Raw genomic sequence first — 22,478 nt, forward strand, 5'->3', positions numbered from 1 at the left:
TCTTGCGCGCGAAAGCGTACAAGGCGCGGAAGGACAGGTCAGAGGCGACGACAGTTCGAGCGGTTCCCGCGAGAACGCCAGTCGTCTCGGGAGGCGTGAAACCGGCTCCTGCTGCCTCGTCCATCAGACCGTCAGCGGACCCCTCGCCTGCGTGGCTGGAACAGGCCCCGGAAAGGGAGGAAGGCGAACCGGAGTTCAAGCCGATCTCACTGCGAACCCCTCTGCCCCCGACAGCCGAACCCAAGGCGGTAAAAACGCAAACGGCTCCTGAGCGGCCGAAACGCTCAAGAGCCGATGCTTTAGCAATGCTAACTAATCGTCCTGTAAAGACTGAGGAATCATAATGAGCGACACGAAATCAGGCAACAAAAACCCTGCGCCTGCTGCCAAGAAGCCGGTCCAGCCTGCGAAGTTCGATCTGAACCAGACACTCGCGCAGGAACCGGTCTTTGACGTTAAACCCTTCACGCCGCGTAAGGTCGAAGAAGCCGAGCCGGTGATTGCCGAGGGCATGGACCTGAGCGGCAAGACGAAGATCGTCTTCGTCAACGGGCGCGGCAAGACCGGCAAGACCACATTCCTGCGCTGGGCGGCCGAGCGTGCTCTGCTGGGCAACCGGCCGATCCTCATGGCGGATCTGGACCCAACCAATGCGTCGTTCTCGTCGTATTTTCAGGACGTGGCGCGACCGAACACAGACGATCCGGCAGGCGTTGCGCAGTGGATGCAGCGGTTCATCGAATACGCGGTCGAAAACCAGACAACGGCGGTTCTCGATCTTGGCGGCGGCGACACCACGCTGCGCGAGACGGCGGCCGAAATGCCGGGTTTCGCATCAGCGATTGCCGAGGCCGGCGCGGTTCCCGTCCTGATCTCGCTGGTCGGGTCGCAGGTCGATGATCTGGCCCCGATTGCAACACTGCGCGATCGCGGGTTTTCGCCGGACGCGCGGGCGATCGTGTTCAACGAGGCATCCAAGGAAATCGGTCACACGCGCGATCAGTCATTCGGCCGCCTGCTGACAAGCGCCGTGGTCGTGGATGAAGTCACGGACGGGGCGGTCCCGCTGTGGATGCCCCGGCTCAATGCGGCGGCAGCCGTCGAAAGCCGCCGGAGCCTGTTCAGCGCCGCGCGCGACGGCCTGACCACGCCTCCCCTCGGGATGTTCGACCGCTCAAAGGTCCGGACATGGCTCGAAGCGATGGACCGCCGGTTTGCTGGGATCATGTCATGGCTTCCGTAAGCCAGGACGAACCGGCAGACGATTTTGAAGGCGCGATCGCCAGCGCAAGACAGGATCTACAGTTGGCGATTGCCAAGGCGCACCTGACGGATGATCCGTTGGGTGTTGCCTTGCACGCGATGTCCGAGACGCTGGGTGCTCAGGCCGCGCTCTACAAGGCGACGTTCAACAAGTATCGCGACATCAGCGCGGACCTCGATCGCGCGCGAAGCGATGCGGTCGAAGCTGGACGGCTGGAACTTGAAGGCCAGAAAGCCGGTATCGTTCAGGAACTGGCTCCCCAACTCCTGAAGCTGACCGCTTCGCAGGTGAAGGTTCAGGAACGCACGGTCAAGCTCAAGACGCTGCTCATGGCGGGCGGCATTGCCGGAGTGCTCGCCATCACGGCGGCCTGTGTCGGATACGGCACGGGCTGGAAAAACGGCAGGACGAACGGTCTTTACGACAAGGGGGCGCTGTTCGCGGCGCTACAGGAGCATGGCCCGGGCGCTGAGACGGCCCTGATTGAACTGGTCCGGAACAACGACATTCCGGCTGTCCTATCGGCCTGCCGCGCTCATGCTTTCGATCAGGGCGGGCGACAGGCTTGCGCCGCGCCGCTCTGGCTTGAGCCGCCTCGGCCTCCTGCTGCACAGGACAACAAATAAAGTCAGGGACACGGCATCATAAGGGAGGGCAGACTATGCGGAGAATGTCACTCAATCCGGGCCTGCGGCTTGCGCTTCGCCCGTTTGCCTCCCTGCTGGCTTTTGCCGTCGGCCTTCCGGCCGCCATATTGGCGGTGCTCTGCTTCATTCATGGTGCGTCGCTGCTCTGGTCAGCCGGAATCCTCATTGCGTACAAGACATTCATCGCGGGCGGAGTATGTGCGGCGCTGGCTGCTTTAGCGCGCTGGCCGCGCGAGTACCTGACGCGCTGACGGACCGGGCGCGAAGTGCCCGGAAACGTCGAGCGTCATCGACGGTGTAAAGCGTCGCAACGGAATGTTGAGGGCTTCCATCAGATCGTTGACGAAGCGGTCGCGGTCCTGCCGCTGTCGCTGCTGGTGGCTTCTATCATCGAGTTCGATGGCAAGGACCGGCCGCCCCGTCGCCAGTTCGATCACCACGAAATCGAGACTTTTACCGGCTACCCGATTCAACGCCTCGGGAAAGCGGCGTGGATCGACCACGATGCTTACCAGCTCCGCAAGCCGCACCTGCGGGCAGACATAGTGTCCGGCCGGAATCTGCGCCCGAAAGGCAAGAAGGGCACGGCGTTCCCAATCCGATAGAAGGGCTTTGGGCTGATAGCGTTTGCGCAGGATAGCTTCCCGCCCTGTCTGGTTCTGCTCGGGCGGTTCCTGCACGCTCTCGGCCGGCGTGTCGGCCGAGAGCGTCGCCGGCGTTGCCTTGCCAAGCGGTCGGCGGCGGACATGCCATACGACCGCACCAATTACGCAGGAGCCGCCAATCAACCAGAGCGTTTCGAGAGAAAGAAACAGGGCGCGGTCCTTCCGGTTAGCGGAGCTTCGGGCCTCGCGGTTTGGCCGCGGACGCGTCCGGTTCCTTCATAACGCCTGCGGGGCTGGATCGCGCACCCTGCCCTTTCTGCACCTGGCCGGACCAGTAGCTTGCAGCGCGCTGGCTGGTGGCGGGCTTTTCCTGCGCTGTGCGGTCTGCCGCTGCTGCGGAGAACCCGGATTTGACAGTCACGGTCACGTCGTCGCCGGCGGCCGCCTTCTGGCGGCCGAGATCTTGCGTCGGTACAACGATGATGCCCTTTCCCGTGTTCACGCTGCTGCTGTGCGTATCTGTGGCGACCAGTACGCCCGTGATCTGTTCGCCGGGACGCGCGGTCCGCACGTCCTGGGCCAAAGGCTCCGCACCCTGTTGTCGCAGATGCTCAAACGCTGTCCGAAGGGCGGCCACCCTTCCCCGGTCCGTCGCGTCCTCGACCAGATGACGCATGGCCGGGTTGGCAGGGTCATCAGCACCCGCGATGGAGGCGGCCAGCATTCGCGGCTTGGTGATAACGGAGAAATCGACATCATGCCCGTACTTCTGCCCAAGCGTGGCGATGAAGGCTTCCTGAACCCGCCCATTTCCCTCGCGGAAAGGATGGACAAAATTAAGCTCGGACATGACGCGACCGGCCACGGCGGAAAACTGCTCGACGTTAGAGCCCTTCAGGACATCGGGATCACGGATCGGCCGGAATGCCTCGGCCAGCCCGCGATCGAGCCTCGAACCCGGCAGGAAAGTCGTGCTGCCCTTGGTCATGAATTCGATGGGCTCGACCGGTCGTCCATCCACAACGGGCCGCTCGTTGCGCGTATGTCCGGCCCATTCGTAAATCTCGCCGAAGAGATGCTGGTGAATGGCTTTGAGGTGCGCCGCATCGAAATTACCGGCCGGGCCTGAACCCAGCCGGATGTCGATCATGCGGTCACTGGTGATCCTGTATTCGGCCCGATTGAGTGCCGCGCGCGACCGTAGGTCCAGCCGGTTGCGCAAGACATCCTGTTGATCCGGATCGTTGGAATTGGTGGGATAGGTATAACCGCGCCCCGGATCGCCGGTACTCATGGCGGCCGCGGATTAGCGACCGGCCCGGATGGCGTCGCGCATCTCGCGGCGCAGGTCTTCGAGCGAAATCACGCCCCGGATATAGCGTTCGTTCGCCTCTTCAAGAACCGGATCATGGACGTATCCCTGCCGGTAGTTTGCCGCCCGGGCTTCCTCGACGGCGCGACGACGCTGCGCGGATTCTTCTGCGCTGATCGGTCTGGCGGAAAGAGTCTGTCCCATCACGCTCGCTCCTGACTGGTAAGCGGTCATAATAGCCGATTTTGCAAGCGGAACAAAGAATTTATGGGGATGGTGTCGCCGCGTGTCTGCATCTTGCGAAGCAAATATGGGAGGGTAAACCCGTCACGCGACGACACGATAGCATGTGCGCGAACGGGCCTGAAAAAGCAAGTGAAGAGCCGCCCGAAGACGGCTCCCCTCCCCTGCTTATTTCCGGTCGAACGGATCTTCTCCCTCCCACTGGTCGGCCGGTGGAGCATCGGCCCCCTGCCCGCGCTGCTGTGCGGGACGGCCCTTGAATTCGAAATCCGTCGGATCGACGTACCAGATCGTGACATCATTGGTTGCGCCCTGCGGCCGGAAAGTGGCCGAACGCAGATCGCCCCGGACCTCAACCTGCCGCCCCTGTGTCGCATTCTTTTCGACATACTCGGCGCGCTTCTCCTGCCGGAGATCGACGCGGACTTCGACCCATTCGGTCAGCTCGCGCCAGCCGGTTTCGGACTGCTGCGAACGCACATTCTTCGAGCACGCTACGCGGAAAACCACATATCCGCCGCCGTTGCCGAACGTCTTGCGCGTCGCATCCTTGCCAACACGACCAGAGAGATTGATGGATGGGAACATGGTTAGGCTCCTTCAATGATTGATAAGTGTGAGGCAGAACATCAGCGCGACGAAGCTGCCAAAACAGCAACAGGCAAGAGCGCCACAAAGAAGACAGCGCGGGTTTTCCAGAACGCCTTCTGACGGAGCCTCTGGGACTTCCGACAGATACGCGGCGGCAAAGAAAACAAAGGTTAAAACACCGAATACTCCGGCGAAAACAGACAGATAGACATCTGACATAGGGTTTACCCTCCCTCCACCGAGCGGCTGGGGACTGGCCCCGGCTTTCCGCCCGGTGTTCTTATTATATACACGATATAATAAGGGAGAGGCAAGAGAAAAATGCAGTTTTTCACACAGATAATGGCGGTTTCCCGCCAAAAATTACCCTTGCATCCGCCCCCTCAAAACCCCAGCCTTTCGTTCGACCTGCCAGCGGCAGGGCGAAAGGCAGCGCAGCGACGCCTTTCGTCCCGACACCTTCAGATCCGCCGGCAACGCAGCGCAGGTCTAGGGGTCATCTCAGGGGACCCGTCTGCACGGAGCGACCAAAGGGAGCGCAGGAAGATGGGGTGGATGATCCCCTAGACCGGAGCGAGGCTGCTGGCACCAGCGCAGCCCCCCTTGGGGGGGCGAGCACCGGGGGGACATACCGGGCTTCCGATCGTTACCCGGATGGGTGGAGACAGACGGCGACCGCAGCGCAGCGCAGGGCGGCGGCTGGCTCCGGTGAGTTGGCCGGGAGACAGGTGCAGCGCACCTGGCTCGCGGCCTTACGAACTAGAGCGGAGATCAAGCCCCCGAAAAAACCCGCACGCGCATCGCTGATCTTTGAGGGATAAATCCATTCGTCACGAAAGAATTTCATTGACGAATCAATGATACCCCATTTATCAGAAAGAAATCAGCGAGGAATCAGACCGATATGGCGAATATCTTTGAAGGCCCCAAAAAGGCAGCCAGAAAGGCACAACTCTTTGAAGCTGGCATTCATGCGTTAGAGAATGACGGATGGCAGGTCGAGAAAATCCCCGGCTTCGGAAAAGGAAGCGTTCGGAAGATTACAAAAGGCAGCCAGGAACGAATCGTATCAATCAGGACGACGCAGGATCAATGGATTGCGTTTCCGAGGAATGATGCCGGTGATGCCTGGGTCACGTTGTCCGATGTGGATGCGATCGTGGCCGTTTCTGTAGATGACAAGGAAAATCCGCGCTTTGCGCAGGTGCATCTTATTGAAGGTGATGAAATGCGCGCGCGCTTCGACCGGGCATATCAGGCTCGGATCAAGGCCGGACATAGTGTACCGAAAAAGCGGAGAGGGATCTGGATTTCACTCTACGATGAAGAAGCCAGCAGCCCCGTTTCGCGTGTGGGAGCTGGTGCTGGAATAGCTCATAAGCCGATCGCGCGCATACCTCTGGCAGAACCTGGTCTTCCTGCCGAACAGGAAAAGAAGGAGGCCGGTCATGCCGGCACCGATTTGCGGCCACTTTCCATAAGCGATGCGAAGAAAAGTCTGTCGATGTTTCTCGGGGTGCCGGAAGAATCCATCGAGATCATCATACGATCCTAGAGACAAGCGTGTTGCAGTGAGGTCGCTCAATGGCATCGCGCGCCGACGCCGCGATGCGCTTCCGTGGAGCGAACCGCGATATTTAGGACACGCTAGAGGATACACTAAAGGGCACGTCACAGGATACGCACGGAGCGCGGTTTCCGTTTATGCTTGACTCCCGCCGTGTATCAGCTTAAAAGCCCACTTAATATGGCCGTCTCCGCTGTTGTGCTGCGCGCAAGCTCAGGACATCAAGGGACGGCCTTCTTTATTTTTAGGCACATGCGTCCGCCTTATACCAAGCCCCACCTCAGTTTTGCCGATCAAGTTGATCTCCTGATAAACCGGGGCTTGGGAGTGACAGACCGGACCAAGGCGATCCATCACCTTCAGCGCATTGGTTACGGGCGTCTGGCACCGTATTGGGAGCCTTTCGAACAGAACGGCCCCGATCCTCGCGATCCGTCCCGCATCATTCGCACCGACCAGTTCCGACCGGGTGCTGAGTTTCGCCACGCAGTCGATCTTTACCTGTTCGACAAGCAGCTCCGTCTTCTGTTCCTAGACGCAATCGAGCGGATTGAGGTGGCATTGCGCGTGGATCTGGCACACACGCTCGGAAAGCGCGATCCGTGGGCACATCTCTCGCCAGCTTTCCTCGACACGCGCCGAGCGAACACACCATTCCACGACGGCACACGCCACCAGAATTGGCTCGACAAGGCCAATCAGTCGATCCGACGTTCGAAGGAAAGCTGGGTAAAGCAGTTTTTCGACACCTACAGCTCGCCCCTGCCGATCTGGATGGCCGTTGAGACTTGGGATTTCGGCACGCTTTCCTGGCTTCTGTTCATGGCGCACCCACGGGACCGCTTCGCGATCGCGTCACGATACGGTCTGCTTCCCGATACGCTGGTGAGCTGGATCAGGTGTCTTGCGTTCGTCCGCAACATCTGTGCCCATCATTCCCGCTTATGGAACTCGCCGATCATCAATCAGCCCAATGTTCCGAAAGAGCAGGAGGCACCCACAGTCGTTCATATCGGAACGGAAGTCGTGCGGCGAACTCGTGTTTATGGTGCGGCAGCCGTGGCAAGCTGTCTCGTCAAGGAGATCAGCGCCGGCACATCATGGAGCCGCCGGATGAAAGCGCATTGGATCGACTTCCCGACAATGCCTCTTGCAAGGGCCAGCCAGGGCGGCTTTACCGCGCCGTGGGACACGCTTGAGATCTGGACCTAGACCCTTCCATTCTTCTGTACTCGCGGCTGGTTCGGTGCTAGAATCTGGTTATGGGCAGGACCGTCATGAAATCCAGACAGTCGAAAAAATCCGCCGCCTTGCATAAGGCGGCCCAGCTCGCGTTGTTCCCGCTTACGGCACGTCTTCGGCGTATTCGACCGGAGCTGAATGAATGGCGCTTTTATGCGATGTCCGTTCAACCTGACCTGTTCGGCGGCGCGGCGCTCGTGCGGCAGTGGGGCCGGATCGGCACGACGGGATCGCAGTGTCTCGATCTTTATCCGGACGAAGGTACGGCCATCAATGCGCTGTCGAAAATGGTCCGTTATCGGCAGAAACGCGGCTATACGCTCGCCGTTGGTCAGGATTAACTCAGGGGCAGTGTGGTTCCTGCATGGCCCTGCGACAAACTCCATTCATTGAGCGAGCTGGCACAACCCGTCAGCACTGCTTCACGACCTGCCCTCCCTGCCGTGGTGGGAAGACATTTGGGATTCCAATGAGTTCGCACGGAGCAATTACTGGCCGGGATGGAAAAAGCTCTGCACGGATCTGTACGAAGAAATTTCTGACAGTAAGAGCGCATCGAACATTCGGGAGTCGATCGAAAGCGGTGAGCATCCGCTTTTGAAAGAAATCGAGAACGCAGCCCTTCTAGGAAAGCTCGATACGTGAAACAGTTCGCCTGTCACTTCAGACCAAATACATCTGTTGTGCAAAATTTATATGATCTCAGGCCCGCGCATATTGGATGGTGGCAAGTTTTTTCGTTTGTCCGCAAATGAATAATAATAAAATCTGTTTCCATCACCTGCACCGAAACGATAACGTCGGATCAGAATCATCAAGCAGACAAACAAGCCTTGCGTCACACGCGATATGCTGAACAACGTAGCAGGGAAGAGAGGGATCGGACGAATGAGCAAACGCAAATCACCGCCTGAACAGAGTGAGCTTGTGCTTTCTCCGACAACCGCGCGCGTCATCCAGCTCTCGGCCGAAATCCAGGCAACACCGCCTGACGACATTGAGTTCATGCACACGGTCCTCTGCCAAGTCGGGCTCCCCCGCAAAAGGACGAAGGAAACGCGCTTCGAGCGCAACAATGGCAAGGCGTCCCTGCTCATTACAGCCGGCGAAATGTACAACGACGGTCATTGGGAAAAGCTCTTCGTTCCTTATGGGACAAAGCCGCGCCTGGCCCTCTTCCATATCAGCACCGAAGCCATCCGGACCAAATCGCGCACTGTCGCGGTCGGCCGGACCATCAGCGAATTCATGAAACGGCTGAACATCAGCCAGAACGGCCCATCCCGTGAGGCATTCAGGGCGCAGATGAACGCCTTATGCGCCTGTGAAATGAAGCTCGGGTATGGGTCGCGCAATCTGAACGCCCGACCGGTAGATGAATTCGATGCGTGGACCAAAAACCTCGCTAAAGACAGCACGATCGAGCTGTCCGAGAAGTTCTGGCACGAGTTGAAAGAAAACGCCGTCCCCCTTGATCCTCGTGCGCTTGAGGGCTTGCAGCATTCCGCACTGGCGCTCGACATCTATACGTGGCTTGCCCATCGGCTTCATCGCGTGCGGGGATCTGGCGAACGGCTTACCTGGTCCAACCTTCGGCTACAGTTTGGGCAGGAATATACGGACGACAAGAATTTCAAAAAGGCATTCCTGATAGCATTGAGGCAGGTTTCGGCTGTTTATCCGGATGCGAAGTTGGAGCAGGTTCGAACGGGTCTGAGGCTGATCGCATCGCCGCCTCCTGTCCCGAGACAGACAGTTGTCGCTTTTCAAAAAGTAATTGGATCAGGCGCTTAATCCAAAAATCCGGGGATAATGGGCGGTGCAATCACCACCCCTTGGACGGCGTGTCTCCCGGTTTATCACGGTGCAATCACCACCCTTTTTCGAGCGATCCCAGCCTCTCCGGCGCGGTGCAATCGCCACCCTTTTACATCCGATTCGTCTTCACAAGCAGACGGTGCAATCGCCACCCTTTTTCCAGCGCATCGCCGTAGAAAAGACGGTGCAATCACCACCCCTTTTATCCCCCTCACAGCCACCCAAAACACGGTGCAATCGCCACCCTTTTTGGAGAAAGGCTCGCCTCTGTGGATAAAAAAGTTATCCCGGTGCAATCGCCACCCGGATGCGGTGCAATCACCACCCCCAAAGACGGTGCAATCGCCACCCGTAAGGACGGTGCAATCGCCACCCCCCTAAAACCGGTATGATTCCCGATAAATAAACCGATAGGTTTTTCCGGTAGTTACCTGCGGGTTTCCGGTGGATTTGTGGACAGTCGCCCAAGGGCGAACGCTCGAAGCGTGTGGACAGCTCTTCGACCTGCCCACACGCTCCGGCTCTGACCACAAGTCCACCGGACAAGTTCAATAAGATTTTTTTGATAGATTTAAGGGAAGGACGCCGCTCGCCTTCGGCGCGGCGCCCTGTATGCTCATACCCGGCCTATAAGCCATTCTGACGCGAGTCTGATTTGTATCCGGATGTTATCCCCTATCGGATATGCTCGATCATCGTACAGGGCCTTCATCAGCCGTTGTAAGCCATGAGTCTTGCATGGCGAAAAGTTGGTAATAGGAAGTCACATCAAACAAGCATTCCACTCGTTCCAAATGTCTCCTTGAGTTAGCTCTCCCCGTTCTATTCTGAGGCACACTTCGTTCGAAAGGACGGATTGTGGCCAATACCGTATTGGTCCAGAGCCATCCCCCCAAAGGTTTGCAAGTCGATAATAATCAGCCAGATCTCGAACCGATGGATCGTTCCATGCGAGACGTTGCGTCAGGTAAGCGAGCATTCCGCCGACTGGCTGAAAATTTTTTCCAGATTCGCTGGTCGCACACGTCATCGTTGACACTGGTCCCCAATCCCCCCCGAAAATCGTCTCCAGCTCTGCTGTGTTAGTGGGTTGAAAAGCTGCCTTGTAGAAGGGCGCCACCAGTTCGCTCCAACAACCAACATCCGCTACGCAGATAAGGTCGATTACATCTGTGGGGTGCTTCGCCTGCTCCATTGCCTCCCGAACCGCCCTTGATACATTGTCCGCAGGTTTTGATGCTGGCGCTTTCCAAGCATGCGAATGCGCGAGGATTCCATAAACCAATGATGATCTGAGTTCTCGGAGTGGACTACCTTCACGGCGTGGGAAAAGAGCCTTAAAGGCTTGGCATCGCTCCGCTGACGCTGAAATATGCTCAGCCCGCAGGGTTGTTTTACATTCAAACACTGCGGCGACGCCGTTCGCGAGCCAAACCTTCTTTTCCTGAAGTTTGCGGGGATAGAACGGTTTAAGGACGAGAACATCAATCTGTGGGGACATTCTTCCGTCGGAACTGATAAGACGGCCCTTTGTTGCAACATGGTATGCGGGAGGAAGCCATTCTCGTAACAGCGTGGCCCAGTTTTCCTCGCCCTCATCGCCTGCCGTCCCAGGATCGTCGCACGTCTTTGCATAGATGCGATCATATTCGGACGCCATTTCGTGAGTAATCTGCGCCATGAAGGTATGAAGGTCATGTTCCGGATTTGTCATACGCTTGGTGATACCTAGTTACATAAAATCTTCGAATTACTTACAGTCGCCCAATCGACCGCAGATGACAAATTCCGTCTCATAAGACGATCGTTAAACGGACACTTTCAAAAGACGTGACAGCGGAACGAAAACCCTACACAAAGTTCGTCTCATAAGGGTGGTACGGTAATAATCTCAATAGAGGGGGGCTTTACGTTACATGATGCTGATCGGTTACGCCCGTTGCTCACGGGACACACAGGATCTGGCCGCGCAACGCGCTGCCCTCGCTACTCTCGGGGTGGATGAAGATCGCATCTATGTCGATTTTGGATATTCTGGCACGAAGCGGGAGCGGCCGGGTCTTGACCAGGCACTGGCTGCGGTAAGGCGGGGTGACACGCTTGTCGTGCCGAAGCTTGATCGCCTCGCCCGATCTGTTCCCGATGCGCGAAGCATTGCCGAAATGCTGACCTCCAAAGGGGCGAAGCTGGCAATCGGCTCGAACGTCTATGATCCGACTGACCCAATGGGCAAGATGTTCTTTAACGTCTTGGCAACATTTGCCGAGTTTGAAGTCGATTTGGTGCGACAGCGAACACGCGAAGGCATGTTAATTGCCAAACAAAAAGGTAAACTAAAAGGCAAAAAGCCAAAACTTAGCGTAAGGCAACAGCAAGAATTACGCAGAATGCACGAAACTGGTGAGTATTCTATCAGTGATTTAGCTGATGTATTCTCTATTTCTCGCCCAACAGTATACAGAACCATCAAACGAAACGTGGAATAATCGTTTATAACGCCTTTTTCCGTATTTATAATATCAGTACGAATATACAAAGTGATACAAATTTATTTTGAGCATGAACGGCATTTCAGCACCATTTTTGCCACGAAAAAAAGTGAAAATCCCACATATCAAATATCGTCGTTCACGCCTGATCGTTTTCTTTACATTTGTCACAATTCCGTTATGTTCGACAGAAGTCGAACGTAATTTGTTCTAAATTTCCACGGATTACCGCTGTTCGAGATCATTTCATCAGCCTGAACGACTTCTCGGACCAAGGCTTTTTTTGTTGCGGCTCGTGAGAAAAATTCGATATTTCTACAAGGCAAGATATTTCGATGCGGTCAGATCGCTGACGATCGGGTGTCTCAAACGAGAGGTTTCGTCCTTGCCATGCGAAATTCTTCGGCCTTGCCAAAACTTAACGCCCCGGTTTGTTTTCCTGCTGGGCCTCTCCGCGTTCAGGAGAAGGCTATTGTAGGAAGGGGGATTGTCACTTGCTGGAACCGTTCGAGCTGGCAGACATCAAGGCCGGACTTCGGGACGGCGGGAAAATTTTGGGCGTTTTCATCGTCGCACGACCGGACAGCGATGAAGGACCGGTCTTTGTGGTCTATTTCCGAGCGGACTGGACACAAAGCCGCACGTTCAGGATTCTTTCCAGGTTCCGAACCGAAGGCGTACGAACGTACAAGAATCTCGGCAGTCTCTATAAGACCATCCGCAGCATCGGCTACGACGGACGGATCACGATTTATCCGTCTGGCGACAACGCGCTTCATACGTTCGTGGGCGTCCTTCCTGAAGATCTCGGCGACCATCCCGCAGATATGGTCACGTCGGAAGGCGACAAAGAGTAATCTAAAAACCGCACACTTTGCTGCTGCCGCGTTATTATTACCGCTCGCAGCGGGCGAAGTGTGCGCGCAGCCTTTGGCAATAAAGGATTTCGGACAGCTCGCGCTGAAATGCGGTCCGAATGTCGCGCCTATTACTTTGGCCTCGATCGCGCAGACTGAATCAGGGTTTGACCCATTTCTGGTTCACGACAATAACACGAAAAAAGCGTTCAATCTGGAAACAGATGCCGAAGCTGCGGAGCTGGCAAGCCGACTGATCTCGATCGGCCATTCGGTCGATCTTGGGCTTATGCAGATCAATTCGCATAACCTGCCCGCTCTTGGATTACGGGTTCAGGATGCGTTTGACCCCTGTGTTTCGATAGGTGCGGCGTCGATTATCCTATCCGATACCTATGTTGGCGGTGAGAGCCACGAGGCGCAGCAGAAGGCGCTTCGGGTAACAATCTCCCGATACAATACCGGAGATGCACAGCGCGGCTTTACGAATGGCTATGTGGGCAAGGTGGAAGCATCTGCCCGCAAGGTTGTTCCTGCGCTCGATGTAGGCATGGGTCAGAGCGGCGTGCCGGCCGCTCCCCAGCCGCAACAGGTTGCTGTTCCTACTGATCCAAACGCCCCCCCGGTGTGGGACGTGTGGGGCAGCTTCGAATACAGCACAGCGTCTGACACCAAGAAAAAAGGAAATGATCCTCGGGCTTCAGATGCGGTGTTGTTTGTCCAGGCTAGGGATGGTTCGGCCGTTTTTCCTCAACTGAGCAAGGAATAAGATATGCTGTCGTCCAGTCATTACGTTGCAGTTCGTAGTCCACGCTTGAAGGCGGGTCTGGTTGCATGGGTGGTTTTTCTATCTGTTCTTCCGGCAGTGGCCCATGCACAGACTGTTTCTGGTGGTTCAACGCCCACACAGATGATTAACAATATCTGCACATTCATCTTGGGTGATTTCGGCAAGAGCATTGCTGTCGTCGTACTCGCGGCTGCCGGATTGATGCTGGCATTCGGCCGTCTTTCGTTGGGTATATTCGCCGGAATGGTTGGCGGTATCCTCTTAATGTTTGGCGCGGCCTATCTCGGGTCCATGGTTACCGGGTGACTCATGGAAAAATTGGAAGAAGACACCCTCTTTCTTGCAGCAACCCGTCCGGCGCTATTGGCAGGGGTCCCTCTGCCGGTAGCTGCACTATTGCTGACGATGATTGGGCTCATAATGGTCCTTCTTCAAAACCCACTATATGAAGCAGTAATGGTTCCGCTTTGGTTCGGATCGCGAATACTTGTCGCGAGAGACTATAATGCGGTTGGCGTGGTAGTTTTGTTTTTGAAGACGGCCGGACGTTCTTTGGATAGTTCCTTGTGGGGCGGGGCATCTGTCAGCCCAAATCCGCTGAAGGTTCATAAACGGGGGAGGGGCATCGTGTGATGTTTGGCAATCCCGGTTATGGCGAACGCTCAGGTGAGATTTATCTTCCGTATGTTGGGCACATTACGGAAAATGTCATTCTGCTTCGTGATGGATCAGTTATGGCAATGGGCTACGTCAAAGGCGTTCCCTTCGAGCTGGAAGATACTGTCGTCCGTAATGGCCGCAAGCGCAATATGAATACTGTCCTTCGGAATATCTCCGATGATAACGTAACAATTACGACTCACATGGTACGGCATTCGGATGTGCCGGGATTGCCAAAGACGCATTTTAGGTCAGATTTTGCGTCGAGACTTCATGAAGATTACAATAGAAGAGTTCTAAAAGATCGTTTGTTTAGAAACGACTATTTTCTCTCTGTTGTGGTGACTCCCCGGAATGCACTCGGCAAGATGGGCAGCAAGCTCTTTCGGGTGGGTAAAGGCGAGGCGACAGAGGCCAGTGACGCGACAGTCAGGCAGCTTGAAGATGTCTGGCAGATCGTTTCGTCTGCTCTCGACAATTATAGCGTGCGGCGCCTGGGGCTGCGTGAGCATGATGATGTCGTCTTCACTGAAATCGGCGAGGCATTGCGTCTCATCATCTCTGCACGCTGGATGCCTGTCCCGGTTGTATCGGGACATCTTGGAGCGTCCATTTACACGGATCGGGTAATCTGCGGCAAACGTGGCTTCGAAGTTCGTTCTCTGGATCGGAGCTATGTCGGTGGCATTTTTTCGTTCCGTGAATATCCGGCCAAGACCAGGCCCGGAATGTTGAATGCCCTGCTCAGTGTGGGTTTTCCCCTCGTGGTAAGTCAGTCCTTTGGCTTTCTGACACGCTCACAGGCTGATGAAAAGCTGACGCTGAAGGGTAATCAGATGGTAAGCGCAGGTGACAAGGCGACCAGCCAGATCGACCAGCTCACGGATGCCGTAGATAAGCTCATATCGAATGAATTTGTCTTCGGATCGCATCATCTTTCATTGGCAGTTTATGCTGATACCCTTGCGCAGCTAGGCGATAATGCTGCTCGTGCGCGGGCACGGCTGACCGATGCCGGTGCAGTAGTCGTACAGGAAGGTATCGGCCTAGAGGCCGCATTCTGGTCACAGTTGCCCGGAAATTGGGAGTACCGCACCCGTCCCGGCGCTATCAACAGCAATAATTTTGCCTGCTTTTCGACCTTTGACAATTTTCCGGCAGGAGCACGCGAAGGCCATTGGGGCACGGCAATCGCCCGTTTTCGGACGGATGGTGCGACGTCTTACGATTATGTGCCTCACGTCAAGGATGTGGGCATGACGGCGATCTTTGGCCCGATCGGCTCGGGCAAGACGACCCTGCTGACATTCATTATGGCGATGATGGAACAGGCGCTCTCTGAGGTGAACGGTGCCGTCGTATTCTTCGACAAGGATCGGGGAGGGCAGCTTCTGGTCCTTGCTACTGGTGGCACGTATCTTGTTCTCAAGCGTGGTGTTTCCTGCGGCCTTGCGCCGTTGCGTGGCCTGACGAACACGCCCGAGGATCGGGAGTTTCTGCGGCAGTGGCTCACCGGGCTGATTGAGAGTGACGGCAAGGACACGGTCTCGTCAGAAGATGCAAAGCGACTGCAACGGGGGATCGAACGGCAGATGTCCTATCCCGTCGAAATGCGCTCACTTGCTGGATTGCGCCAGTTCTTGATGCACGGGCCAGAAGAGGGAGCTGGTGCCAGGTTGGAACGCTGGTGCAGAGGCGGCGCATTGGGATGGCTGTTCGACGGCGAAACCGATGAAGTGGATCTGTCGAGTGCCATAACAGGCTTCGATCTGACGGCTTTTCTCGATCATGACGAAATATGCGCCCCGACGGCTGCGTATCTGCTCTATCGGATCGAGAAGGTGGTTGACGGCCGACGTTTTCTTATGAGCTGCGATGAATTTAGGGCCTATCTTTTGGACCCGAAATTTGCCGCTGTAATCGACAAGTTCCTGCTGACCGTTCGTAAAAACAACGGGATGCTGATTTTGGCGACACAACAGCCGGAGCACGTTCTGGAATCAAAGCTGGGTTCGTCGCTCGTTGCGCAGTGCATGACAAAGATTCTCTACCCGTCTCCCACGGCTGACCGGCACGCCTACATCACGGGACTAAGCTGCACCGAGGGCGAGTATCGTGCTGTACGGGAAGGGATGGTGGGTGATCCCAAACGGTTTCTCATGAAGCGGGAAAACGGCAGCGTCATTTGTGAATTCGATCTGTCCTCCATGCCGGAATACATCGCGGTACTGTCCGGCCGCGCCAATCGAGCGAATTTTGCCGAACGGTTGAGGGCAGAATACGGGGCCGATCCGAGCCAGTGGCTCGACCATTTCATGGCCCGTTACCACGAAGCGAAAGACTGAGGCGAGGGAGGGCACGATGAAGGCATATAGTCTGGTTGCAGTGGTATGGTTTTCTCTCATTGGAGCGGATGCCGCCCATGCGCAGGTAGCTGTATTTGATAATGCAAGCATTGCGCAAAGCGTCACCAATACCACAAATGAAATCAATCAGATGATGGACGAGCTGAAGCAGCTACAAGCGCAATATCAGCTCCTTCAGAACATTCCGAATGTTGCAACGGGGATGCTGACGACTTTCAACAGCGCCAATCTGCAAAATCCTCTGCCGACAGTTACACAAGCAACCGGTCAGATCACGGGAGCAACCAATACACTGAATAGCTATGGTCAGTCATTTATGAGCCTGAACAGGTATTCAGCTACGGGAACAGATCCAGTTGCGCAGTCATATCAGCAGAGAGAAACTTCTTTAGCAAACATTCAAGGTATAGCAGCGCAGAACCTTGATTCTATTAACCAGCGCCTCGCTTCGCTTGATGAAATGAAGCAGGAACTGTCGAACGCAAAGGATATTACGCAGGTCAGCACGATTAACGGTCGGATAGCCGTCGAGAATCAGGCCATCCAGGCACAGGCGGCTGCGGCCCAAAATCTTCAGACTCTCTCTATGGCGCAGATCCGAAATCAGGAATTGCAGGAGCAAGAGGCGGCGCGGAAGGACGACGAAGCGACCGCTGCTTATTTCCCTGCGGCCATCCAGTGAAGGGATATGCTGTGAACGGTTACAAGACCCTTGTTGTGGCATCTTTGGGCGTGCTTGCGAGTGGTGTGGCTTCTGCTCACCCGTTACCCAATGCCGCGGAGCATACAGTGGAATGGTATTCATCGCACGCGGCCGAACGGCGTCAGGTAAACCGTGAGTGCATGAACGACCGGACGTATGAGAATTATCCGGATTGTAGGAATGCCGTTGCGGCTGAGACAGGTGCCGAAGCCCCGGCCCAGCCAGCAACGGACGACATGACGCAGCCGGGTTATTACGTGGACAAGCGGCAGCGTGACATCGTGCTGGCTTTGTGCGGGGTGAACCATCCTCCCCCGGCCGCCGTATGTAGCGCAGCAAGAAACGCAGCCTCGGCAGCCAACAAAAAGGGAAGCGGTCGGCAATAGACGTGAACTTAAAGACGGTGCGCCGTTGACGCGGGGTAAAGACTATGACGACGCCATTTGAAGACTTCGACACAAGCCTACGGACAGCTTTTTCGACCGGGACATCGAATGTCATCAGCCAAGGACTGTCTGCTGTGGCGTCCCCGTTCACGGCGTTGATTGTTCTGTGGGTGATTGTCCAGGGCGTACTCGTCATGCGTGGTGATCTGGATGCCAGACGCGGCATATCAAGGATTATTCGGGTGACGCTAGTTTCCGCATTCATCTTGGAAGCTGGCATATACAACGGTTACGTCGTGAATCTTTTCCAGACTGTGCTTCCGACTTGGGCTGCGAGTTCGGTATCCAGCTCTACGGCTTCGACACCTAAATTGCTGGACGACATCTGGAACAGCCTCGTCAATTATTCGGCAACAATAGATAAGCAACTTCATTGGTTTCAGGTTGTCGATCTGATTGAGCTGGCAATGATAGCGATCGCAGATGGTGCGATGCTGACAATAGCTTTTGCCATCTACATCTGCTCAAGCCTCATGACTGCGGTGATTCTGTCTCTCGGTCCATTCGTCATTGCAGGTTTCCTATTCGATGCGACAAGAAATATTTCCGAACGATGGATAGGAAAGCTGGTGGGCCTCGCTCTCCTGTCATTGCTTGTTGATGTTACGATGATAATCGTGGCGACAGGCATACGGACTTATATGTTGGCCTGTAATCTTAATGCAGTTTCTGCTGCGGGAACGCCGGGTATTGCCATTCAGATTATGGAACAGACGGCGATGTTTATTGCCGTATCGACCTTTATTCTTATTTCGTTGCCGGCTGCTGCTGCTTTTATCGGCGGGGGAGTATCGCTCAATCCTGCTGGGGCAATCCTGAATACAATCATTGGCGGCGCAACGGGTGGTGTTGGGACTGTCGCAAAGGCAGGGGCCAACATCGGCAGGAAGTCTTCTAATAAATAACTAAGTTAAGTTTTAACATTACTAGGGGAGTAAGACGGATGGCAAAGATCCGTATAAGTATTTCTGTACTCATGCTCTCTGTTTTATCGGCGTGCGCAAGTCACGATCCGGTCCCAAAATGCAAAGGACCGACATTTGCTCTGAACTCGGGGCACTGGAAACCGACAGAAGCGGACCTCAAAAAGCCAAAGGAGATTGGGCATAAATGACAGATCAGAAATTTGTCCCGCCCGTTCCGAAGGAAAAGATGGCGGAATATTATGAGCAGGTCGAGAATTTCCAGAAGTCGCGAGCGCGCGCGGTCGTCAAGATCAATAAGTACCTGACGATCGGCTTAGGAATTTCATTGCTGGCTAACGTCGGCTTGGCCTGGTCGGTTGCTTCGCTGTTGCCGTTGGAAAAGCTGGTGCCCATGCCGTTGTGGGTTCGCCCGGACGGAACGGTTGATAGCGAGATCTCCATGTCACGCTTGCCGAAGACAATGGACGAAGCAGTCGTCAATGCAGCGGTGTGGCAATATGTTCGGCTGCGCGAGGGCTATACATATGCCACGGCGCGCTATGCCTATGACACGGTTTCTCTCATGAGCAACGAACAAGTCAGAGAGCAATATCAGTCGTGGTTTAATTTCCCCAACCCCAAGAGCCCACAGGTAACGGTTGGAAAAAGGGGCCAGATCGACGCCGAACGTCTGTCTCTCGCTCCCATTGGCAATAACGTCATTCAGGTGCGCTTCCGGCGCATTGTGTCGATGGAGGGAGCGCGCCCACAGACGACGACCTGGACCGCGACTGTGCAGATTCAGAGGGTCACGGATCTTCCGGCCAGTGCCCGCTTGGCAAATCCGGGCGGTGTGATCGTCACGTCCTATCAGTCGTCGGAGGATGGGGTATGATTCAGCGTCTCGCAGTTGCTGCCTTCCTTGCAGCGACCTCTCTTTCGGTCGTGCCCGCATTTGCAGAGCAAGACCCTCTACCCAGCCGTCATGACACGCGAATGCGGTACGTGCCTTATGTAGCGGATCAGGTTGTTCATCTTTCGACTGCCGTGGGGGCGACACTGGTGGTTGGTTTCAGTCCTCATGAAACCGTCGATCGCGTCGCAGTGAGTGACAGCATACATCTGAAGGCAGCCCCGGCAGGGAACTATCTTTTCTTCAAAGCGACACAGGGGCTTGGCCTTCAGCCTGTTATCGTGTTGACACGAAACGATACCGGTGCCGAGCGGCGATACGTCTTTGAAGTGACGACAGTTGCAAGTGCGTCGCTCGCGAATGCGACGGACGGCGTTTACTACAGCGTGCAGTTCACTTATCCCGCTGATGAAGCCGCAGCGCGTCGTGCAGCCGTCCTGGCCCGGCAGCAACAGGAGCGGGCTCAGGCCGAGGCACGAGCAAAAGAGTTGGAACTTCAGCTCGCGCATGAAAGGATGGAACGGGAAACAAAAGACCCGAATTTCGGTCCCAAGAATTGGAAATACATTGCTCAGGGTGATCGTTCTATTCTTCCTATCGAAGTATGGGACAATGGAAACATCACTGTTTTCCGGTTTCCGGGGAATGTGCGTCTTCCCTCGCTTTTCACGATCAATCCGGACGGCAAAGAAGCGACTGCCAATTATAGCGTGAAGAACGATCCGGCTGGGTGGGGAACACTGATGATTGCCGATCATCTCGCCCCAGCATGGCGTCTGCGAGATGGAAACACCGTCTTGTGCGTCTTCAACAAGGCATTTGATCCGGTTGGTCGTAACCCAGGCACAAATACCATCAGCCCGAACGTGGTCCGCACGCTGAAGGAGGCCGCCCAATGAGCGACGAACAAAACAACAATAGTGGAATTAACGACGGCGGCTCTCTCGTATCAAACAACAATCGACGCGAACTAAACGCATGGCAAAAGGTTGGCATTTTCATACTCGTTGTCGTAGTTGCGCTGGGTTTTATTTGGCTTCGTGCTCTCGATAGAGCGAAGAAAACAGAGGAACAGAATAATCAGCCTGTCGTAGCGGCTGGGACGCACATGCGCAGCGCACCGCTGACACCGCCACCTGCTCTTACAGACCAAAATCTGCCAATGCCGCAGCAAGCTCCGCAGCGGTTTTTTATGCCTGCGCAAGCAACGCATCACGAGGTAACGCCGGCAGAAAGCCCGATTTTTGCCGCGTCAGGAGGCTCGGGGGGAAGCTCTGCACCTCAGCCCGCGTCTGCGCAGGAATCTTCCAAGACGGTGACGGTCAATGGAGCACAGCCCCCGGCCGGACAAGATCCGCAGGGGGATAGGTCACTGGCCGTTCGGCTAAAGCCGACAGTGTTGGAGGAAGCGCGCGCGCGGTTGCTTCCGCACCCGGACTTTCTGGTTACGAAGGGGACAATTATCCCGTGCATTCTTCAGACCAAGCTAAACACTCAACTCGCCGGATACGCGAAATGTGTGATTCCCCTAGATGTGCGGAGCACAACGGGGAATGTGGTTCTCATGGACAAGGGGACGATTGTCACCGGTGAGATGCAGCACGGTTTAATGCGCGGTGAAGACCGGGCATTCGTGATTTGGGATCGGGCAGAGACACCGGAACACGGCATCATTGATCTTGCATCACCCGCGACGGGTGAGCTGGGCGAGAGCGGTGTTAAAGTGACGGTGAACAATCACTGGTGGTCGCGCTTTGGCAGCGCCATTCTTCTAAGCGTGATTCAGGGTGGTCTCGATGCCGGGGTCGAGCTGGCATCCCGGGTTGGTAGCAACAATAGCGGTGCATACTTCAATTCATTCCAGTCAAACGGGCAGACAGTCGCGAATACGGCGTTGCAAGCGGACATCAATATTCAACCAACTGGAGAAAAAGCACAGGGAAAGACGGTCGCTATTTTTGTCGCGCGCGATCTTGATTTCTCGGACATCTATGACCTGAAGCCAACTGTAGGTAGCAATGCTCAATGAAGCAGCGGTACAGCTCCGTTTCCTGATGCAGCCCCTTGCGGGCTGGCTCGAAGACCCGGCGACGGAAGAGATCTGCGTTAATAAGCCCGGAGAGGTTTTTGTTCGGCAGAGGGGTGTGTTTACACAACACGCTCTTCCCTTGAGCTATACGGATCTGGAAGACATCGCGATCCTGGCAGGAGCTTTGCGCAAACAGGACGTGGGTGAACGGCATCCTCTGTGCTCTACCGAGTTGCCAAACGGGGAGCGTCTGCAAGTGTGTTTGCCGCCAGCCGTACCCGCGGGGACGGTGAGCCTGACGATCCGGCGGCCAGGGGGGAGTGTGGCTGCCCTCAGTTCCGTGACAAAGCGGTACAACATTGCGCGTTGGAACCGCTGGGATAAACGGACAGAGGCCGAAGAGAAACGGCACGAAGAGGTTCTGCGGTATTACGATGAAGGCAATTTCGAAGCCTTCCTCGCTGCGTGTGTACGGAACCGTATGACCATGCTGCTGTGCGGGGCGACGGGCTCTGGAAAGACCACGATGGGCCGAACGCTGATTTCGGCCATTCCGCTGCATGAGCGGCTGATAACGATCGAAGACACGTTAGAGCTTGTTATTCCGCACCCCAACCATGTGCGGTTGCTCTATTCAAAGTCGGGAACAGGAATCAGCTCGGTCAGTGCGGAAGACCTTTTGCACGCAAGTCTGCGCATGAGACCGGATCGGATCTTGCCGGCGGAGCTTCGCGACGACGCCGCATGGACATATCTCAATGAGGTCGTATCGGGGCATCCCGGTTCGATTTCTACCATTCATGGCGCAAATCCGGTTCAGGCGTTCAAGAAGCTCTTCTCGCTTATCAAGGGCTCGCCCCAGGGGGCGGCGCTAGAAGACAAAACTCTTGTGGACATGCTCTCCGCCGCGATTGACGTAATCGTGCCCTTCGAGACGACAGGCGAGATCTATTCCATCGGCGAAGTGTGGCTGGCAGCGGATGCGCGCCGTAGAGGCGAGACAGCAGCAGATCTTCTGACGAAATACTGAA

Annotated in this window: 27 protein-coding genes; 21 read left to right on the forward strand and 6 right to left on the reverse strand. The window is 55.8% G+C overall.

Annotated elements, in window-relative coordinates; all coding sequences use genetic code 11:
- The first annotated feature begins 343 nt into the window (after window positions 1-343).
- Both AB2L51_RS12265 and AB2L51_RS12270 read left to right on the forward strand, forming a co-directional pair.
- Entirely contained in the window at window positions 344-1,243 is a 900-nt protein-coding gene (locus AB2L51_RS12265; RefSeq protein WP_007284570.1) for a P-loop NTPase family protein, read from the forward strand.
- A complete protein-coding gene (locus AB2L51_RS12270) occupies window positions 1,231-1,890 on the forward strand; it encodes a hypothetical protein (protein ID WP_007284571.1) in 660 nt (219 codons plus the stop codon). The genes AB2L51_RS12265 and AB2L51_RS12270 overlap by 13 nt, the downstream gene beginning before the upstream one ends.
- A 236-nt stretch (window positions 1,891-2,126) precedes the next feature.
- Here the strand turns inward: AB2L51_RS12270 and AB2L51_RS12275 are convergent, their stop codons facing one another.
- The 5 genes from AB2L51_RS12275 to AB2L51_RS12295 all read right to left on the reverse strand — a co-directional run bounded on the left by AB2L51_RS12275 (window position 2,127) and on the right by AB2L51_RS12295 (window position 5,022).
- Window positions 2,127-2,699 carry a DUF2726 domain-containing protein gene (locus AB2L51_RS12275; RefSeq protein ID WP_070097778.1) on the reverse strand — a complete coding sequence of 191 codons (573 nt, stop codon included), beginning with the start codon at window positions 2,697-2,699 and terminating at the stop codon, window positions 2,127-2,129.
- Window positions 2,700-2,742: 43 nt separating this feature from the next.
- Window positions 2,743-3,810 carry a Fic/DOC family protein gene (locus AB2L51_RS12280; protein ID WP_007284574.1) on the reverse strand — a complete coding sequence of 356 codons (1,068 nt, stop codon included), beginning with the start codon at window positions 3,808-3,810 and terminating at the stop codon, window positions 2,743-2,745.
- Window positions 3,811-3,822: 12 nt separating this feature from the next.
- Entirely contained in the window at window positions 3,823-4,032 is a 210-nt protein-coding gene (locus AB2L51_RS12285) for an antitoxin VbhA family protein (protein WP_007284575.1), read from the reverse strand.
- A 207-nt stretch (window positions 4,033-4,239) separates the two neighbouring features.
- A complete protein-coding gene (locus tag AB2L51_RS12290; protein ID WP_007284576.1) occupies window positions 4,240-4,659 on the reverse strand; it encodes a single-stranded DNA-binding protein in 420 nt (139 codons plus the stop codon).
- 12 nt (window positions 4,660-4,671) lie between these two features.
- Window positions 4,672-5,022 carry a hypothetical protein gene (locus AB2L51_RS12295; protein WP_395582902.1) on the reverse strand — a complete coding sequence of 117 codons (351 nt, stop codon included), beginning with the start codon at window positions 5,020-5,022 and terminating at the stop codon, window positions 4,672-4,674.
- 191 nt (window positions 5,023-5,213) lie between these two features.
- Here AB2L51_RS12295 and AB2L51_RS12300 point away from each other — a divergent pair, with 191 nt between their 5' ends.
- From AB2L51_RS12300 to AB2L51_RS12320, 5 genes are all read left to right on the forward strand, one after another.
- Window positions 5,214-5,483: a hypothetical protein gene (locus AB2L51_RS12300; protein ID WP_400922140.1), complete on the forward strand. Its 270-nt coding sequence runs from the start codon at window positions 5,214-5,216 to the stop codon at window positions 5,481-5,483.
- Between the two features lie 83 nt (window positions 5,484-5,566).
- On the forward strand, window positions 5,567-6,217 hold the full coding sequence (locus AB2L51_RS12305) for a hypothetical protein (RefSeq protein WP_395582824.1): 651 nt from the start codon (window positions 5,567-5,569) through the stop codon (window positions 6,215-6,217).
- A gap of 192 nt (window positions 6,218-6,409) precedes the next feature.
- Window positions 6,410-7,441 (forward strand): Abi family protein, encoded by a 1,032-nt coding sequence (locus AB2L51_RS12310; RefSeq protein ID WP_010666724.1) that lies wholly within the window; start codon window positions 6,410-6,412, stop codon window positions 7,439-7,441.
- 65 nt (window positions 7,442-7,506) lie between these two features.
- Entirely contained in the window at window positions 7,507-7,812 is a 306-nt protein-coding gene (locus AB2L51_RS12315) for a WGR domain-containing protein (protein ID WP_035730650.1), read from the forward strand.
- A gap of 547 nt (window positions 7,813-8,359) precedes the next feature.
- Entirely contained in the window at window positions 8,360-9,265 is a 906-nt protein-coding gene (locus AB2L51_RS12320; RefSeq protein ID WP_062810091.1) for a replication protein RepA, read from the forward strand.
- Between the two features lie 787 nt (window positions 9,266-10,052).
- On the opposite strand, the gene AB2L51_RS12325 is transcribed toward AB2L51_RS12320, so the two are convergent.
- Entirely contained in the window at window positions 10,053-11,003 is a 951-nt protein-coding gene (locus tag AB2L51_RS12325) for a DUF6602 domain-containing protein (protein ID WP_075624467.1), read from the reverse strand.
- Window positions 11,004-11,205: 202 nt separating this feature from the next.
- Here AB2L51_RS12325 and AB2L51_RS12330 point away from each other — a divergent pair, with 202 nt between their 5' ends.
- From AB2L51_RS12330 to virB11, 14 genes are all read left to right on the forward strand, one after another.
- Window positions 11,206-11,775 (forward strand): recombinase family protein, encoded by a 570-nt coding sequence (locus AB2L51_RS12330; RefSeq protein ID WP_007284612.1) that lies wholly within the window; start codon window positions 11,206-11,208, stop codon window positions 11,773-11,775.
- Between the two features lie 497 nt (window positions 11,776-12,272).
- The gene (locus AB2L51_RS12335) at window positions 12,273-12,635 is read left to right on the forward strand and encodes a hypothetical protein (RefSeq protein ID WP_061487204.1); all 363 of its coding nucleotides are present in this window, start codon (window positions 12,273-12,275) and stop codon (window positions 12,633-12,635) included.
- Between the two features lie 58 nt (window positions 12,636-12,693).
- A complete protein-coding gene (locus AB2L51_RS12340) occupies window positions 12,694-13,404 on the forward strand; it encodes a lytic transglycosylase domain-containing protein (protein WP_050796931.1) in 711 nt (236 codons plus the stop codon).
- Between the two features lie 3 nt (window positions 13,405-13,407).
- A complete protein-coding gene (locus tag AB2L51_RS12345) occupies window positions 13,408-13,731 on the forward strand; it encodes a TrbC/VirB2 family protein (protein ID WP_007284448.1) in 324 nt (107 codons plus the stop codon).
- 3 nt (window positions 13,732-13,734) lie between these two features.
- A complete protein-coding gene (locus tag AB2L51_RS12350) occupies window positions 13,735-14,058 on the forward strand; it encodes a type IV secretion system protein VirB3 (protein WP_010665815.1) in 324 nt (107 codons plus the stop codon).
- Window positions 14,058-16,430: a VirB4 family type IV secretion/conjugal transfer ATPase gene (locus tag AB2L51_RS12355; RefSeq protein ID WP_007284447.1), complete on the forward strand. Its 2,373-nt coding sequence runs from the start codon at window positions 14,058-14,060 to the stop codon at window positions 16,428-16,430. The genes AB2L51_RS12350 and AB2L51_RS12355 overlap by 1 nt, the downstream gene beginning before the upstream one ends.
- 16 nt (window positions 16,431-16,446) lie before the next feature.
- A complete protein-coding gene (locus tag AB2L51_RS12360; protein WP_007284446.1) occupies window positions 16,447-17,133 on the forward strand; it encodes a type IV secretion system protein in 687 nt (228 codons plus the stop codon).
- Window positions 17,134-17,144: 11 nt separating this feature from the next.
- On the forward strand, window positions 17,145-17,540 hold the full coding sequence (locus AB2L51_RS12365; protein ID WP_010665816.1) for an EexN family lipoprotein: 396 nt from the start codon (window positions 17,145-17,147) through the stop codon (window positions 17,538-17,540).
- Window positions 17,541-17,584: 44 nt separating this feature from the next.
- The gene (locus AB2L51_RS12370) at window positions 17,585-18,505 is read left to right on the forward strand and encodes a type IV secretion system protein (protein WP_007284444.1); all 921 of its coding nucleotides are present in this window, start codon (window positions 17,585-17,587) and stop codon (window positions 18,503-18,505) included.
- Between the two features lie 71 nt (window positions 18,506-18,576).
- Entirely contained in the window at window positions 18,577-18,714 is a 138-nt protein-coding gene (locus AB2L51_RS12375) for a type IV secretion system lipoprotein VirB7 (protein WP_369689251.1), read from the forward strand.
- Window positions 18,711-19,400 (forward strand): type IV secretion system protein VirB8, encoded by a 690-nt coding sequence (locus AB2L51_RS12380; RefSeq protein WP_007284443.1) that lies wholly within the window; start codon window positions 18,711-18,713, stop codon window positions 19,398-19,400. Before AB2L51_RS12375 ends, AB2L51_RS12380 begins: the two co-directional genes overlap by 4 nt.
- Complete coding sequence (locus AB2L51_RS12385) at window positions 19,397-20,317, forward strand: TrbG/VirB9 family P-type conjugative transfer protein (RefSeq protein WP_007284442.1); 921 nt, start codon at window positions 19,397-19,399, stop codon at window positions 20,315-20,317. Before AB2L51_RS12380 ends, AB2L51_RS12385 begins: the two co-directional genes overlap by 4 nt.
- On the forward strand, window positions 20,314-21,447 hold the full coding sequence (virB10, locus tag AB2L51_RS12390; RefSeq protein WP_061487415.1) for a type IV secretion system protein VirB10: 1,134 nt from the start codon (window positions 20,314-20,316) through the stop codon (window positions 21,445-21,447). The genes AB2L51_RS12385 and virB10 overlap by 4 nt, the downstream gene beginning before the upstream one ends.
- The gene (virB11, locus tag AB2L51_RS12395) at window positions 21,437-22,477 is read left to right on the forward strand and encodes a P-type DNA transfer ATPase VirB11 (RefSeq protein ID WP_007284440.1); all 1,041 of its coding nucleotides are present in this window, start codon (window positions 21,437-21,439) and stop codon (window positions 22,475-22,477) included. Before virB10 ends, virB11 begins: the two co-directional genes overlap by 11 nt.
- The last annotated feature ends 1 nt before the right edge of the window (window position 22,478 follow it).

It is taken from the genome of Acetobacter fabarum (genome assembly GCF_040702925.2).
Classification (GTDB): domain Bacteria; phylum Pseudomonadota; class Alphaproteobacteria; order Acetobacterales; family Acetobacteraceae; genus Acetobacter; species Acetobacter fabarum_B.